General features: G+C 71.2%; 12 protein-coding genes. 4 read left to right on the forward strand and 8 right to left on the reverse strand.

Annotated features, from left to right (window positions below; all coding sequences use genetic code 11):
• Window positions 1–66 precede the first annotated feature (66 nt).
• Window positions 67–960: a LysR family transcriptional regulator gene (locus QTI68_RS13845; RefSeq protein WP_286522080.1), complete on the forward strand. Its 894-nt coding sequence runs from the start codon at window positions 67–69 to the stop codon at window positions 958–960.
• A 19-nt stretch (window positions 961–979) separates the two neighbouring features.
• On the opposite strand, the gene QTI68_RS13850 is transcribed toward QTI68_RS13845, so the two are convergent.
• From QTI68_RS13850 to QTI68_RS13865, 4 genes are all read right to left on the reverse strand, one after another.
• Window positions 980–2,620: an NHL repeat-containing protein gene (locus tag QTI68_RS13850; RefSeq protein WP_286522081.1), complete on the reverse strand. Its 1,641-nt coding sequence runs from the start codon at window positions 2,618–2,620 to the stop codon at window positions 980–982.
• 71 nt (window positions 2,621–2,691) lie between these two features.
• Complete coding sequence (locus tag QTI68_RS13855; protein WP_286522082.1) at window positions 2,692–3,507, reverse strand: ABC transporter permease; 816 nt, start codon at window positions 3,505–3,507, stop codon at window positions 2,692–2,694.
• 282 nt (window positions 3,508–3,789) lie between these two features.
• The gene (locus QTI68_RS13860; RefSeq protein ID WP_286522083.1) at window positions 3,790–4,734 is read right to left on the reverse strand and encodes an ATP-binding cassette domain-containing protein; all 945 of its coding nucleotides are present in this window, start codon (window positions 4,732–4,734) and stop codon (window positions 3,790–3,792) included.
• 17 nt (window positions 4,735–4,751) lie between these two features.
• On the reverse strand, window positions 4,752–5,642 hold the full coding sequence (locus QTI68_RS13865) for a LysR family transcriptional regulator (RefSeq protein WP_286522084.1): 891 nt from the start codon (window positions 5,640–5,642) through the stop codon (window positions 4,752–4,754).
• 108 nt (window positions 5,643–5,750) lie between these two features.
• On the opposite strand from QTI68_RS13865, the gene QTI68_RS13870 reads away from it, so the two are divergent.
• Window positions 5,751–6,395, forward strand: a complete 645-nt coding sequence (locus QTI68_RS13870) for a glutathione S-transferase family protein (protein ID WP_286522085.1) — start codon at window positions 5,751–5,753, stop codon at window positions 6,393–6,395.
• Window positions 6,392–7,354, forward strand: a complete 963-nt coding sequence (locus tag QTI68_RS13875; RefSeq protein ID WP_286522086.1) for a pyridoxamine 5'-phosphate oxidase family protein — start codon at window positions 6,392–6,394, stop codon at window positions 7,352–7,354. Before QTI68_RS13870 ends, QTI68_RS13875 begins: the two co-directional genes overlap by 4 nt.
• On the opposite strand, the gene QTI68_RS13880 is transcribed toward QTI68_RS13875, so the two are convergent.
• Entirely contained in the window at window positions 7,351–8,502 is a 1,152-nt protein-coding gene (locus QTI68_RS13880) for a cytochrome P450 (RefSeq protein WP_286522087.1), read from the reverse strand. The two genes, QTI68_RS13875 and QTI68_RS13880, sit on opposite strands and share 4 nt — an antisense overlap.
• Before the next feature lie 21 nt (window positions 8,503–8,523).
• Here QTI68_RS13880 and QTI68_RS13885 point away from each other — a divergent pair, with 21 nt between their 5' ends.
• Window positions 8,524–9,249: an ArsR/SmtB family transcription factor gene (locus QTI68_RS13885; protein WP_503011673.1), complete on the forward strand. Its 726-nt coding sequence runs from the start codon at window positions 8,524–8,526 to the stop codon at window positions 9,247–9,249.
• Window positions 9,250–9,267: 18 nt separating this feature from the next.
• On the opposite strand, the gene QTI68_RS13890 is transcribed toward QTI68_RS13885, so the two are convergent.
• The 3 genes from QTI68_RS13890 to QTI68_RS13900 are packed head-to-tail and all read right to left on the reverse strand — an operon-like array spanning window position 9,268 to window position 14,347.
• Complete coding sequence (locus QTI68_RS13890; RefSeq protein ID WP_286522088.1) at window positions 9,268–10,785, reverse strand: AMP nucleosidase; 1,518 nt, start codon at window positions 10,783–10,785, stop codon at window positions 9,268–9,270.
• A gap of 14 nt (window positions 10,786–10,799) precedes the next feature.
• Window positions 10,800–12,155, reverse strand: coding sequence for a glutathione-disulfide reductase (gene gorA / locus QTI68_RS13895; RefSeq protein WP_286522089.1), 1,356 nt, complete (start codon window positions 12,153–12,155; stop codon window positions 10,800–10,802).
• A gap of 53 nt (window positions 12,156–12,208) precedes the next feature.
• Window positions 12,209–14,347 carry a DUF6600 domain-containing protein gene (locus tag QTI68_RS13900; protein WP_286522090.1) on the reverse strand — a complete coding sequence of 713 codons (2,139 nt, stop codon included), beginning with the start codon at window positions 14,345–14,347 and terminating at the stop codon, window positions 12,209–12,211.
• Window positions 14,348–14,422 lie beyond the last annotated feature (75 nt).

The raw sequence follows: 14,422 nt of genomic DNA on the forward strand, positions 1-14,422 counted from the left end.
CGATTCTTGGCCGCGGCATCGATAAGCACAATTGTCATGGCGGTGCTATCAGCTAGTATGAAATGTATGAGCCTGAATCCATTGGACTGGGAGAGCCAGCGCGCCTTTCTCGCCGTACTGCGGGGCGGCAGCCTGTCGGCGGCGGCGCGCGCGCTGGGGGTCGCGCAGCCGACGGTGCGGCGCCGGCTCGAGGCGCTGGAGCGCTCGATCGGCGTCGCCCTCTTCACCCGTTCGCCCGGCGGCCTGTCGCCGACCGACGCCGCGCGCGAACTCGGCGGCCACGCCGAGGCGATGGCGGCCGCGGCCGATGCCTTCGCGCGGGCCGCCTCGGCCGACACCGATGCCGTGCGCGGCACGGTGCGCATCACCGCCAGCGAGATGGTCGGTGTCGAGGTGCTGCCGGCGATGCTCGCCGGGCTGCGGGCGGCCCAGCCGGGGCTGGTGTTCGAACTCAGCCTGACCAACCGCAACGAGGACCTGCTGCGCCAGGAGGCCGACATCGCGGTGCGCATGGTGCGCCCCACGCAGGCCGCGATGGTCGCCACGCGGGCCGGCGTCGTCGCGCTGGGCCTGTTCGCCAGCGCCGACTACCTGCGGCAGAACGGCACGCCGGCGAACCTGGACGACCTGGGCCGCTTTGCGCTGATCGGCCCGGACCGCGAGGTGGCCGACCTGCGTGCCCTGGGCGCACTGGGCTTGCGGCCGCCGAGGCAGAACTTCAGCTGCCGCACCGACAGCCACCTGGCCCAGCTGAGCGCGATCCGCGCCGGCCTCGGCATCGGCTTCTGCCAGAAGGCGATCGCGCGGCGCGACCCGGCGCTGGTCGCGGTGCTGCCGGAGGCCATCGACTTCGGCTTCGAGACCTGGATCACGATGCACGAGGACCTGCGCCGCATCCGCCGCGTGCGCGCCACCTTCGCGCACCTGGTGACGGCCTTCACCGCCTACTGCAGCGAATGACCTCCCGGCGGCCCGGGCGTCAGCGCTGCGGCCGGATCCGGTACAGCGCGTTGTTGCGGTCGGCCGTCATGTAGATCGTGCCGTCGCTGCCGACCGCCACGCCGGTGGGCACGTAGGGCGGCGGCATGCCGGGCCCGGGCTCGAGGCCGATCGGCAGGTTGTCGGCCACGGTGCGACGGCTGCCGCCGACCGGGTCGATCTCGACCAGGCGACGGGCTGCAGTCTCGGCCACGATGAAGCTGCCCCACGGCGTCTGCGCCACGCCTTCGGGCATCGCCAGCCCTTCGGCCACCGGGCGCAGCGGCGCACTGGCGTCGAGCGGGATGCGGGTCAGCTTGCCTGCGGCCTCGGTCACGTAGAGGGCGCCGTCGCGGCCGAGGATCATTTGCACCGGGCCGCCGAGGCCGCTGGCCAGCACCTGCCGGTCCTCGAACTTGGGGCCGCTGGCGCGGGTCACGCTGCCGGTCGCGATCTCGGCATAGATCACGCTGCCGTCGGCCATCGGGATCGCATCGACCGGTGCCTTCAGCCCGTGCAGCATGCCGGTGGTCTTGAGCGTCTTGCGGTCGACCAGCTGCACCGTGCCCGTGAACCAGGAGGTGAGCGCGAAGTGCGTGGCCGACAGGCCGACCGCGAACGGGTATTCGAGTTCGGGGTCGCGCTGCATGCGGAAGACGTCGCGCACCGCCCCGGTGGTGGCGTCGACCTGGCGGAAGCCGAAGATGTCCGCCACCCAGAGGTCGTTGCCGTCGATCTTGAGGCCCGCCGGAACCGCCAGCTTGCCGCCGGTGAGCAGCCGCAGTTCGCCGGTCGCGGGGTTGAAGGCCTCGACCGAGTTGTCGGCCATGTTCGAGACGTAGATCGTGCCTTCGGGCGCGATCGCCAGGTTGTCGAGCGAGGGCTTGAGCTGCCTGGCGACTGTCTTGCGGCCGCTCGCGAGATCGACCCGCACCAGTTCGCCGCTGCGGGCGTCGACCACCCACAGGTTGCCCTTGCCGTCGAGGTTGGCGGCCGCCGGGATCTTGAAGCCGTCGGCGATCACGGTCATGGCGCCGTTGGCCGGATCGATCTTCACCACCTGGCCCTTGAACCACAGCGGGCCGTAGAGCATGCCGTCGGGCCCGACCTCGAAGCCGTTGAAGCCGCCCATGTCCTTCTTGATCAGGCGCGGCGGCTTCTGGCCGGCGGGGTCGATCTCCCACAGGGCGTCGCCGAGGAACACCTGCGACGCATAGAGCTTGCCGTTGCGGCGGTCGAAGTCCAGCGAGTTGAGGCCCGGCAGGTCCTTGGCGACCACGCGCATCGGCGCCGTGTCGCTGTCGCGCATGCGCAGCGCGCCCACGAGGTAGTTGGTCCAGGCCAGCTCGCCCTTGGGGCCGACCGCGATGTCGTCGGCCTGGCCCTCGGGGGCGTTGACCAGCACGCGGGCGGCGCCGCTCTGGCGGTCGACCTCCCACAGGGTGTTGCCGACCACCGAGCCGGCCAGCAGCCGGCCCTTGCCGTCGATCGCGAGGCCGTGCACGCCGGCGAAGGACGAGGGCGCGACGATCGCCTCGGGCGGTGCCCAGGCGGCGGGACGGGTCAGCGGCGGCGCGGTGGTGGTGCAGGCGCCGAATGCGAGTGTGGCCGCCAGCAGGGCGCCGCTCAGGATGCGGTTCATGTCGTCTCCTCGTTGTGACCGGACCCTAACAGCGCAGGCCTGGTTTGCAGTCACGCATGAGACAAGCCGAGTCAGGCCCTGAAGCGTTTTCGGGTCAATCCCAGGGCGACCCAGTAGGCCGCCACCGTGTAGGCCACCAGCACCAGCGCATGCAGCCACCAGTCGGCCGGCCACTGGTCCATGAAGAGCGGCCGCACCAGCGCCACCGCATTGGACAGCGGCAGCCAGGCGGCGACCGCGCGCACCACGCCCGGCAACTGCTCGAGCGGAAAGAAGACGCCCGACAGGAACATCATCGGCGTCATGAACAAGGTGAAGTAGTAGGTGAAGAAGTCGTAGCCCTTGGCCAGCGCATTGAAGATCAGCGCGATGCACGAGAAGGTGATGCCGACCCCGACCAGCACGAACCACGCGACCACCAGCTTCGGGCTGTGGCTGATGCCCAGCGCCAGCATCACCAGCATGATCGCGGTGGTGGTGAAGATCGCCTTGAAGCCGGCCCACAGCATCTCGGCCAGCACCACGTCGTCGAGCCCGACCGGCGCGTTCATGATGCCGTCCCAGGTCTTCTGCACGTGCATGCGCGAGAAGGCCGAGTAGAGCGCCTCGAACGAGGCCGCGTTCATCGCGCTCATGCAGACCGAGCCGCTGGCCAGGAACAGGATGTACGGCACGGCGGTGCCACCGACCTGCACCTCGCCGACCAGCGCGCCCATGCCGTAGCCGAAGGCCACCAGCCAGATCAGCGGCTCGGCGATGTTGCCGATCAGGCTCGGGATCGCCAGCTTGCGCCACACCAGCAGGTTGCGCAGGAACACCGGCCACCAGCGCATCGAGAGTTCGGGCGGTCGCCAGACTGAAGGCGCCGCGGCCACGGAAGTGATCATTGCGTTCGAGCTCATTAGGGCGTGTTCACATTATTTCCAGGGATCGCGTTGCCCGGCCAAGGGGCCGTCTGCGGCGTTGCCCGCGCTTGCAAGGCCAAAGCCTTGCTGCGCGCGGGCGCCTTGCATCCAGCCCCTTGGCCGGGCAACCCGAAGGGAAGGCATGCCAAGGCGTGCCACTCCGCGTTGCACTCCTTGCATGTGCCAACGCACATGCGGCGACGTGCGCCTTGATTGGCCCGCCTTGGCATGCCTTCGCGACCCTGGAAATAGTGTGAACACGCCCTAGCCGTCCTCGCGGATCTGGCGGCCGGTGAGCTTGAGGAACAGGTCCTCGAGATTGGCCGGCCGGTGGAAGGTGCGCAGGCCGCTGCGGTCGCCCAGGGCCGCCATCAGCCCGCGCGCATCCTGGGTGTAGAAGAACACGGTCTCGCCGCTGACCTCGACCCGGGCCGCGAAGTCCTTCAGCGGCGACTGCGCGAGCTCGAGCGCGCCGTCGCCGTACAACTCGACCACGTCGGGTTCGAGGTGCTCGGCGATCAGGTCGCGCGGCCGCCCTTCGGCGATCTTGCGGCCATGGTCGAGCACCAGCAGCCGCGAGCACAGGCGCTCGGCCTCGTCCATGAAGTGGGTCGTCAGCAGGATCGACTTGCCCTGCTGCAGCAACACTTGCAGCCGCTCCCACATCAGGTGCCGCGCCTGCGGGTCGAGCCCGGTGGTGGGCTCGTCGAGCATCAGCAGCTTCGGATCGTTGACCAGCGCGCGCGCCAGCGACAGCCGCCTGCGCATGCCGCCCGAGAGCTCGCCCGGCTTGGCATCGGCCTTGTGCGAGAGCGCGGCGAACTCGAGCAGCTGCGGGATGCGCGGCGCGATCTCGCGCCGGCGCATGCCGAAGTAGCGCGCATAGACCATCAGGTTCTCGGCGCAGCTGAAGTCGGGGTCGAGCGTGTCGAACTGGCTCACCACGCCCAGCTGCGCCTTGATGGCGCGCGCATCGCGCGGCATCGACAGGCCGCCGAGTGCCTCGATGCTGCCTTCGTCGGGCGCCGTGAGCCCGAGGCACATGCGGATGGTGGTGGTCTTGCCGGCGCCGTTGGGGCCGATCACGCCGAGGCATTCGCCGGGTGCGATCTCGAACGAGAGGTCGTCCACCACGGTGGCGGTGCCGTAGCGCTTGCGAAGGTGGCGGGCTTGGAAGAGGGGTGGCGGCACGGCGGCATTGTGGCGCATGGGCTGGCCGGGTCCGGTCAGAGCGCCAGGCCGTCGAACTCGGTCTTCATCCAGTCGATGAAGGCACGCGTGCGCGCGGGCAGCAGCCGGGCGTGCGGGTAGATCACGCTCACCGGCCGGGGCGGCGCCTCGAAGCCCTCGAGCAAGATCTCGAGCCGGCCCTGGGCCACCAGGGGCAGCACCTGGTAGGACAGGAACATGCCGCAGCCCACGCCCGCGGCGCAGGTCTCGATCGCCGGTGCGATGTGGTTGAACTCGATGTTGCCCTTGACCGCCACCGGCAGCGGCCGGCCGTTCTCGCGGAACATCCATTGCCCGGACGTGTTCGGCAGCACGCAGACGCAGTTGGCGCGCGCCAGATCGCGCGGATGCGCGGGGCGGCCGTTCGCGCGCAGCCAGTCCGGGCTCGCGACCACCACGCGACGGATGCTGCCGAGTTGCTGGGCGACCAGCGAGGAGTCTTCCAGTGCGCTGATGCGGATGCCGACATCGACGCCCTCCTCGAGCAGGTTCACCGGGCGATCGTGGAGCAGCACGCTGCAGCGCATGCGCGCATGGCGCTGCAGGAAGCGCACGATGGCCGGCGCCACGTACATGTGGCCGAACAGCACCGGCGCCGTGACCGTGAGATGGCCGGCGGGCTCGGCCGCGTCGAGCGTGAGCGCGCGGTCGGCGGCGTCGGCGGCGGCCAGCACCTCGCGCGCGCTGTGCAGGTAGCTGCGGCCCTCCTCGGTCAGCGAGATGCGGCGCGTGGTGCGGTGGAACAGGCGCACGCCCAGGTGCGTTTCGAGGGCTGCCAGCGCGCGCACCACCGCCGGCAGCGAGCTGCCCAGCGCATCCGCGGCCCGGGTCAGGCTGCCTTGGTCGGCGATCTGCACGAAGGTCTGCATGGCTTTGAGGCGGTCCATGGGCCGATTAAACCGGAAAACGCAGCAGTCAAATGCAGGTGAGGCCATTACTTCGTGAGGGGGAACAAACAAGAATGGCGGCATCCCCCACCCATCCAGGAGAAGCCCATGACCGCACCCCGTCCCGCCGCACCCATCAAGGTCCACAGTTCGCCGATTTCCGGCCACTCGCACCGGGTCCGGCTGTTCCTCTCGCTGCTCGGACTGCCGTTCGAGACCGTCGAAGTCGATCTGGGGGCGGGCGAGCACAAGCGCCCCGACTTCCTGGAACGCAACGCCTTCGGCCAAGTGCCGGTGATCGAGGACGGCGAGGTCACCGTGTGCGATTCGAACGCGATCATGGTCTACCTCAACGAGCGCTATGCGGCCGACCCGGCGCGCTGGTATCCGCGCGATCCGCTCGCCGCGGCGCAGGTTCAGCGCTGGCTGTCGGTGGCCGCCGGCCAGCTCGCGGCCGGCCCGGCGGTGGCCCGGGTGATCGTGCTGTTCGGCCTGGCGCGGGACCCGGGCGAGGTGATTGCGCGTTCGCACGACCTGCTGCGCGTGATGGAGCGTGAACTGTCGCGGCGTCCGTTCCTCGCAGGAGAGTCCGCCACCCTGGCCGACATCGCCAACTACACCTACGTGGCCCATGCGCCGGAAGGTAATGTCTCGCTCGAGGCCTATCCTCGGGTGCGCGCCTGGCTGGCGCGGATCGAGGCGCTGCCGGGCTTCGTGCCGATGGCGGCCTCGCGCATCGGGCTGGCCGCATGAACGCGGCCGCGACCCCCTGGCACGAGGGCGAACGCGCGATGCAGACGCTCGCCGGTGTGCGCGAGCGGATGGAGGCCTTCGGCGCGCGCGTGCTGCGCGACCATATGCCCGACCAGCACCGGGACTTCTTCGTCCAGTTGCCGTTCCTGGTCGTCGGCAGCCTGGATGCCGCTTCGCAGCCGTGGGCCAGCGTGCTGGCGGCGCCGCCGGGCTTCGCGCATTCGCCCGACCCGCGGCGCTTGCGCATCGACGCCTTGCCCGCGGACGGCGATCCGCTGGCGCAGGCCCTGGCGCCCGCCGCGCCGATCGGCCTGCTCGGCATCGAGCCGCACACGCGCCGGCGCAATCGGATGAACGGCGTGGTGGCGAGCGTGGATGGCGCCGGCTTCTCGGTCGACGTGCAGCAGAGCTTCGGCAACTGCCCCAAGTACATCCAGGCGCGCGAGCCGGTCTTCGTCGAAGGCGCGCCGGCGGCCGCGGCGCCGCAGTGGACCGACCGCCTCGATGCCGCGGCGCGGCGGCTGATCGGCGAGGCCGACACCTTCTTCATCGCGACGGCACATCCGTCGGCCGGACGGGGCGGCGCGGCGCAGGGGGTGGACGTCTCGCACCGGGGCGGCCGGCCGGGCTTCGTGCAGGTGAGCGGGGAAGGCACGCTGACCGCGCCCGACTTCGTCGGCAACGCGTTCTTCAACACGCTCGGCAACATCGCGGTGAATCCGCGCGCCGGACTGTTGTTCATCGACTTCGAACGCGGCGACCTGCTGCAGCTCGCGGTCAGGGCGGAGGTGATCTGGGACGGACCGGAGCTGGCCGCCTTCGCGGGTGCCGAGCGCCTGCTGCGGATGCAGGTGGTGTCGGTGCTGCACCGGCCGGGCGCATTGCCGCTGCGCTGGGGCCGGGCCGCGCCGTCGCCCTTTCTCGCCCCCACCGGGCGTTGGCCGGAACACCCCCTCTAGTGGAACACCGGGATCCGCGCGTTGACCGACGGGCGGTAGTGCCAGCCGCGCCGCAGCAGCGCATCGGTGTCGAGCCCCTCGGCCAGCAGCGCCTGGAGGCCGGCGGCCGCGAGGGTGCCGGCCAGCGCCTGGCCCGGGCAGGCATGGCGGCCGTGGCCGAAGCCCAGGCAGCGCCGGTCGGTCCGCATCAGTTCGAAAGTCGCGGGGGCGGGGTTGAGCGCCGGGTCCCGGTTGGCGGCCGCCAGCACCAGCAGCACCGCGTCGCCCGGCGCCAGCGCCTGGCCGGCGACCGTGGTGGGCGCAGCGACGAAGCGCCGTGTGTTGTGGACCGCGGGGTCGTGCCGCGCGACTTCCGCCACCAATAGAGGCATCAGCGTCAGCCGGTCGCCGATCTTTCGGCGCAGGCCCGGTTCCCGCGCCAGCGCGGCGAGGCCGTTGCCCAGCAGCCCGGCCGTGGCCTCGCAGGTCTGCGTCAGCAGGCCCACCAGGTTGGCGCGCAGCGCCCGCGACAGGGGCGCCGGCGCGTCGGCCTGCACGGTGGCGAGCAGGCTGCCGTGGCGGGCCGGCCGGGCAGCGACCAGCCCTTCGAAGCGGTCCATGAGCCGGGCCGCGGCGACGCTCGCCGACGCCAGCTGGCCGTCGGTCGACAGGGGCGAGAGACAGGCGACGAAGTCGCGCGTCCATTGCGCGACCTGCGGCAGTTCGCCGTCGGCGAAGCCGAGCAGGTGCGCGACCGCGCTGACCGGCAGCGCGAAGGCCCGGTCGGCCAGCGTCATGGCGGGCATCGCTGCGGCGACGCGCAGCGTGGCCGCATGCGCCGCTTCGAGGTCGACGCCCGCGAGCGCGCGCTGCAGCAGCGGCTTGTGGGCCGTGTGCAGCGCGCCGTCGTTCATGCGGACCAGCAGGCCGAACAGCTCACCGGCCGGCGTGCCCGCGATGGCGCGTGGCACCGCCTCGGCCGCCGGCCGCACGCGCAGCGCATCGTTGGCGAAGATCTCGTGCAGCACCTCGGCGCGGCTGGCGATCCAGAGCTTCAGCCTCGGGTCGAAGACCAGCGCCGGACCGCTGCGCAGGCCGGCGTACCAGGGGTAGGGGTTGCCGTGGGTGACGGCGGCGATCGCGTCGCTGGGCGGGGCCATGGAGTTCATGCCCCGCAGTCTGGACTTTTCATGCCGACACGCTTCGTCTACGATCGAAATATGGATGCCGCCTCCACCGCCGATTCCCATCTCTCGCGCCTGGCGGGCGCGATCGCCGAGCCCGCGCGCTCGCGCATGCTGTGCTGCCTCATGGACGGCCATGCCCGCACCGCGACCGAACTCGCCACCGTCGCCGAGGTCGCGGCGTCCACGGCCAGCGCGCACCTGGCGCGGCTCAAGGAACAGCGGCTGGTCCATGCGGTGGCGCAGGGCAAGCACCGCTATTTCCGGCTCGCGGGTCCCGAGGTGGCCGCCGCACTCGAGGGCCTGCTGGTGGTCGCCGGCGCGCCGCGCGGCGAGTTTCGCCCGACCACGCCCAGCCGGCTGCGCGCCGCGCGCACCTGCTACGACCACATGGCCGGCAGCGCAGGGGTGGCGCTGCACGACAGCCTGCATGCCCAGGACTGGCTGCGGGCGACGTCCGAGGGCGGCGACTACGTGCTCACGCCGGCGGGCGCGATGGCGCTGGAGAGCCTGGGCCTGGACGTGGCGCAGGCGCGCGCCGCCCGGCGCCGCTTCGCCTGTGCCTGCCTCGACTGGAGCGAACGCCGGCCCCACCTGGGCGGTGCGCTGGGAGCGGCCTGCCTGCAACTGTCGCTGCGCCGCGGCTGGGTGCGGCAGGACCTCGACGGCCGGGCGCTGGCCCTGACGCCCAAGGCCGCGCGCGAGATGCCGGAGCTGTTCGGGCTGGCCTGAGCGTCCGGCCCCGTCGGCCTACTGGAAAGCCACTTCCGCGAAGCTGCGCAGCTTGCGGCTGTGAAGCCGGCTCGACCCTTCCTGGCGCAGGATGTCGATCGCCGCCATGCCGATGCGCAGGTGCTGCTCGACCCGTTCGCGGTAGAACTGGTTGGCCATGCCCGGCAGCTTGATCTCGCCGTGCAGCGGCTTGTCGCTGACGCACAGCAGCGTGCCGTAGGGCACCCGGAAGCGGAAGCCGTTGGCCGCGATGGTGGCGCTTTCCATGTCGAGCGCGACCGCCCGGCTCTGGCTGAAGCGCCGCTGCGGCTGGTTGCCCGGCAGCAGCTCCCAGTTGCGGTTGTCGGTGCTGGCCACGGTGCCGGTGCGCATGATCTTCTTGAGCTCGGTGCCCTGGGTGCCGGTGACCTCGGCCACCGCCTTCTCGAGCGCCAGCTGGATCTCGGACAGCGCCGGGATCGGCACCCACAGCGGCAGTTCCTCGTCGAGCACGTGGTCCTCGCGCACATAGGCATGGGCGAGCACGTAGTCGCCAAGCTGCTGCCCCTGGCGCAGGCCGGCGCAGTGGCCGAGCATGACCCAGGCGTGCGGCCGCAGCACCGCCACGTGGTCGGTGATGGTCTTGGCGTTGGCCGGACCGACGCCGATGTTCACCATGCTGATGCCGGTGCAGTCCTCGCGCACCAGGTGGTAGCCGGGCATCTGCGGCAGGCGCGGCGGCGGCGTGCCCTGCGAGCCGTCGAGCAGCTCGCCGTACATCGAGCTCGAACCCGCCGCCAGCCCGCGGCGCCGCGTGATGACGTTGCCCGGCTCGATGAAGGCGATGTATTCGCTGTTCTCGTCGGTCATCGCCTCGTGGCCGAGGCGCACGAATTCGTCGATGTAGAACTGGTAGTTGGTGAACAGCACGAAATTCTGGAACCACTCGGGCGCCGTGCCGCTGTAGTGGCGCAGCCGGTGCAGCGAGTAGTCGACCCGCGCTGCCGTGAAGAGCGACAGCGGCTGCGCCTCGCCGGCCTTGGCCTCGTAGGTTCCGTTGGCGATGCCGTCGTCCATCGCGCCGAGGTCGGGGAGGTCGAACACGTCGCGCATCAGCGCCCGCCGCTCGGCGCTCATGGTGCCCTCGATGTGGTCGTTCTCGGCGAAGGAGAAATGGATCGGGATCGGCTGCGTGCTGGTGCCGATCTCGAGTTCGACCTGGTGGTTCTCGAGCAGCAGGCGGAACTGGTCGCGGTAGTAGCGCGAGAACAGGTCGGGCCGGGTCAGCGTGGTCTCGAAGCGGCCGGGCCCGGAGACGAAGCCGTAGCTCAGCCCGGCATTGGCCGCCGGTGTGCGGCGCGAGACGGTGTGGGTGTGGACCCGCACGAACGGGTAGCAGGCCCGCACCCGGCCCGGCAGGCTCTCGCCGGCCACGAAGCGCAGCATCGCGTCGCGCAGGTGCTGCAGGCCGCCGTTGTAGATCAGGCGGACTTGCGCCAGGGCGGCATCGGGATCGGTGAAGCGGGCGGGCGCGATGAAGGCGGGCATGTAGGGCATGAAGCCATTGTGGCTCAGCCCGGCATCGGTTCGCGCATCGTCACGAACTCCTCGGCCACCGTCGGATGGACGCCGATGGTGCTGTCGAACATCGCCTTGGTGGCGCCCGCGCGCATGGCGACCGCGAAGCCCTGCACGATCTCGCCGGCGTCGGGGCCGACCATGTGCAGGCCGACCACGCGGTCGCTGGCCTTGTCGACGATCAGCTTCATGAAGGTGCGCTCGGCGCTGCCCGAGAGCGTGTGGCGCAGCGCGCGGAATTCGCTCGAATACAGCGTGACCGCGCCGAACTTCGCGCGCGCGGCGGCCTCCGTGTAGCCGCAGGTGCCGATGTTCGGATGGGTGAAGACGGCGGTCGGCGTGTAGTCGTAGTTGAGGCGGCGCTTGCCGGTGCCGAACAGCGCGTCGACCACGACCATCGCCTCGGCCAGTGCCACCGGCGTGAGCTGCTGCCGGGTCGAGACGTCGCCCACGGCGTAGACCGACGGCACCGAGCTGCGGTAGTGCGCGTCGACCTCGACGCGGCCCTGGGCGTCGAGCACGATGCCGGCCGCCTCGAGGCCCATGCCCTGGGTGTTCGGAACCCGGCCGGTGGCGAACAGGATGGCGTCGGCCTCGACCCGCTGGCCGCGCGACAAGATCGCGCAGAGGCCGCTGTCCAGGCGGCGGATCGAGGCAATCTCGGTGTTGAAGCGGATGTCGACGCCGGCGCGGCGCATTTCCTTGGCCAGGAATTCGCGAATGTCCTCGTCGAAATCGCTCAGCAGGTGCGCACTGCGCTGCAGCTGGACCACCTCGGCGCCGAGGCCGTTGAAGATCGACGCGAACTCGCAGGCGATGTAGCCGCCGCCCACCACCAGCAGCCGCTTCGGGAAGGGGTCGAGGTCGAACATCGCATCGGAGACGATCACGTGCTCGCGGCCGGGCAGGTCGGGCACGAAGGGCATGCCGCCGGTCGCGATCAGCACGTGCTGGGCCGTGAAGCGGCGCTCGCCGACCTGGACCGTATGGGCATCCGCCAGTTGCGCCCAGCCCTGGACCAGGGTCGCGCCGGCGCCTTCGAGCAGGCTGCGGTAGACCTCGTTGAGGCGCTGGATCTCGCGCGCCCGGTTGCTTTTCAGGCGGTTCCAGTCGAAGCGCGGTTCGCCCAGGTCCCAGCCGAAGCCGGCGGCCTCCTCGAAGGCCTCGGCGTAGCCGGCGGCGTAGCTGTAGAGCTTCTTGGGAATGCAGCCGACGTTGACGCAGGTGCCGCCCAGTTCCGCGCATTCGGCCAGCGCCACGCGGGCGCCGCGCTGAGCGGCCATGCGGGCGGCGCGCACGCCGCCGCTGCCGCCGCCGATGACGAACAGGTCGAAGTCGAAAGTGCGCATGGGAACTCCTTCGCGCCGACTGTAGCCGGCGCGGGGCGTTCCTGCTGCACGGGCTACGGGCGGTCCGGCTGCGGCTGTTGCTGGCCCGGCACGCCGCTGCGCTGCGGGCCGCGCGATTCGCCCGGTGCCCGGGGCTGCTGCTGCATCTGCTGGGCGCGCTGCTGCACTTCCTGCGCCTGGCGCATCGCGTTCGCCTGCTGCGCCTGCTGGGCTTGCAGCACCTGCTGTTGCGCCTGCAACTGCTGCTGCGCGCGCTGGGCCTGCATCTGCTGCATCGCCTGCAGCTGTTGGGCCTGCGCCTGGGCCGCGCGCTGCTGGGCCTCCTGCTGCAGGTGCATGGCTTGCTGTTGAGCCTGTGCCTGCGCCTGGACGGCGCGCTGCTGGGCCTCGATCTGCTGCCTTTGCGCCTGTTGTGCCTGCTGTGCCTGCTGCATCTGCAGCGCCTGCTGCTGTTGCTGTTGCTGCTGGGCCTGGGCCTGCGCCTGGACTGCACGCTGCTGGGCTTCGATCTGTTGCCGTTGCGCCTGCTGTGCCTGCTGTGCCTGCTGCATCTGCTGGGCCTGCTGCTGTTGCAGCTGCTGTGCCTGTTGCAGCCGCTGCGCCTGCTGTTGCTGCTGGGCCTGTGCCTGCGCCTGGACTGCACGCTGCTGGGCTTCGACCTGTTGCCGTTGCGCCTGTTGCGCCTGCTGCTGTTGCAACTGCTGGGCCTGCTGCATCTGCTGCGCCTGCGCCGCGCGCTGCTGCAGTTGCTGTTGTTGCTGTTGCTGAAGCTGCGGAGCCTGCTGGATCTGCGGCGTCTGTTGCATCTGCTGTGCCTGCTGCAATTGCTGGAACTGGCGCAGTTGCAGCGCGGCCTGCGGCGGTGGCGTGCCGGGGCGGCCGAAACCGCCATGACCCCGGTCGCCCGCCGGCACCGGCGCGCCCATGCCGACCGGCACGCCCGTCAGCTGTGCGGGCGGCAGCCGGACCATGTCGCGCCGGCCGATCGGACCGCGACCGAAGGCGTCGGTGGGGACCACCGTGACGGCGCCAGGCAGCTGCTGGTTGGCAAAGCCGCCATTGCGCGCCGCCAGCTGCCGCTGGAAGGCGGCCCGGTTGGCCTCGTCGACATAGCGCTGGCTGGCGCGGTAGCCCGGTCGCCAGTGCTCGCCGGGCGCCAGCGGGAACCAGCCGACGCCGTGCCGGCCGTTGCCGATCGCGAGGTTGGCGCCGGCGGCGCCGCCGACGAAGCCGACCAGCGCCGGCGCATAGACCGGGCGCGCCTGCCGCTGGCCGGGCACCCAGCCCCAGCGCGGACCGATGCGCGCCCAGCGTCCGTAGTGGGCGGGCGCGAAGCCCCAGGGCGCGGCATCGATCCAGGTCCAGCCCCAGGGCGCCACCTCGACCCATTGGCCGTCGCGGTAGGGCGCCCAGTCGGCATCGACGTTGCGCGGGTACCAGACGCTGCCGTAGGTCGGGTCGTTCTGCCAGTCGCCATAGCCGTCGAGCTGCTGGTAGCCGACCACGTCGCGCGAGACGTAGCGCGCCGAGACCGATTGGTCCTCGATGCGGTCCCGCTCGGCCACCCAGCGATCGAAGCCGGTGCCGGCGCGCACCGGTGCGCCGCTCACGGCCTCGAGGTTGCGCCCCGAGGTGGTGAGCTGCTGCTGCGCGCCGAGGGCGACCGACTCGCCCCCTTCGCCGAACAGCGTCACCTGGCCGGCGGCCACGGCGACCCGGGTGGTGCCGGCCGCGGGGTCGGTCTCGATGCGGTAGTCGCCGGGGCTGTCGATCACCATGGCGAGGTTCGCGGTGTCGACCTCGATGCGCTGGCCCGCCAGGTCCTCGCGCACCCGCAGCTGCAACCGGCCCTGGGCGGCGGTGATGCGGGCGGTGTCGTCGTCAAGCTCGGAGAGCGTGATGGCGGTCTGCTCGTCGAGGCGCAGCGCCGTGGCGCCCAGGGAGAGCTCGGCGCGCGCATTGCGGTCGGTCCAGAGGCGGTCGCCGGTCGTGACCGGGCGATTGGGGCCCAGCTCGAACCAGTCGCTGTCGCCGGCCGGCGAGAAGCTCACCGTGCCCTGCTGGTCGTTCAGGCGGCCGACCCGGCCGGGCGGGTCTTGCTGGGCGAGGGCCGGCAGGCCGGCCAGCAGCAGCGCCAGGCCGAGCAGCCAGCTGGCCGCGCGGCCGCAAAGGAGGGGGGTACGGTGCATCATCGAAGGGTTCTTTCGTCGCTCTGCACTCAACGCGCGACAGCGGATCCGCGACGGCATCCGCTTTGCAAAGCAACG

The sequence above is a fragment of the Variovorax sp. J31P207 genome, assembly GCF_030316965.1.
Classification (GTDB): domain Bacteria; phylum Pseudomonadota; class Gammaproteobacteria; order Burkholderiales; family Burkholderiaceae_C; genus Variovorax; species Variovorax ginsengisoli_B.

Bases quoted from the DNA above. Each gene is read 5' to 3' on its own strand.
- gorA (WP_286522089.1), bottom strand. From the start codon at position 12,155: ATGCGCACTTTCGACTTCGACCTGTTCGTCATCGGCGGCGGCAGCGGC.
- QTI68_RS13845 (WP_286522080.1), top strand. From the start codon at position 67: ATGAGCCTGAATCCATTGGACTGGGAGAGCCAGCGCGCCTTTCTCGCC.
- QTI68_RS13880 (WP_286522087.1), bottom strand. From the start codon at position 8,502: ATGAACTCCATGGCCCCGCCCAGCGACGCGATCGCCGCCGTCACCCAC.
- QTI68_RS13850 (WP_286522081.1), bottom strand. From the start codon at position 2,620: ATGAACCGCATCCTGAGCGGCGCCCTGCTGGCGGCCACACTCGCATTC.
- QTI68_RS13885 (WP_503011673.1), top strand. From the start codon at position 8,524: ATGCCGACACGCTTCGTCTACGATCGAAATATGGATGCCGCCTCCACC.
- QTI68_RS13870 (WP_286522085.1), top strand. From the start codon at position 5,751: ATGACCGCACCCCGTCCCGCCGCACCCATCAAGGTCCACAGTTCGCCG.
- QTI68_RS13890 (WP_286522088.1), bottom strand. From the start codon at position 10,785: ATGCCCTACATGCCCGCCTTCATCGCGCCCGCCCGCTTCACCGATCCC.
- QTI68_RS13855 (WP_286522082.1), bottom strand. From the start codon at position 3,507: ATGATCACTTCCGTGGCCGCGGCGCCTTCAGTCTGGCGACCGCCCGAA.
- QTI68_RS13865 (WP_286522084.1), bottom strand. From the start codon at position 5,642: ATGGACCGCCTCAAAGCCATGCAGACCTTCGTGCAGATCGCCGACCAA.
- QTI68_RS13860 (WP_286522083.1), bottom strand. From the start codon at position 4,734: ATGCGCCACAATGCCGCCGTGCCGCCACCCCTCTTCCAAGCCCGCCAC.
- QTI68_RS13900 (WP_286522090.1), bottom strand. From the start codon at position 14,347: ATGATGCACCGTACCCCCCTCCTTTGCGGCCGCGCGGCCAGCTGGCTG.
- QTI68_RS13875 (WP_286522086.1), top strand. From the start codon at position 6,392: ATGAACGCGGCCGCGACCCCCTGGCACGAGGGCGAACGCGCGATGCAG.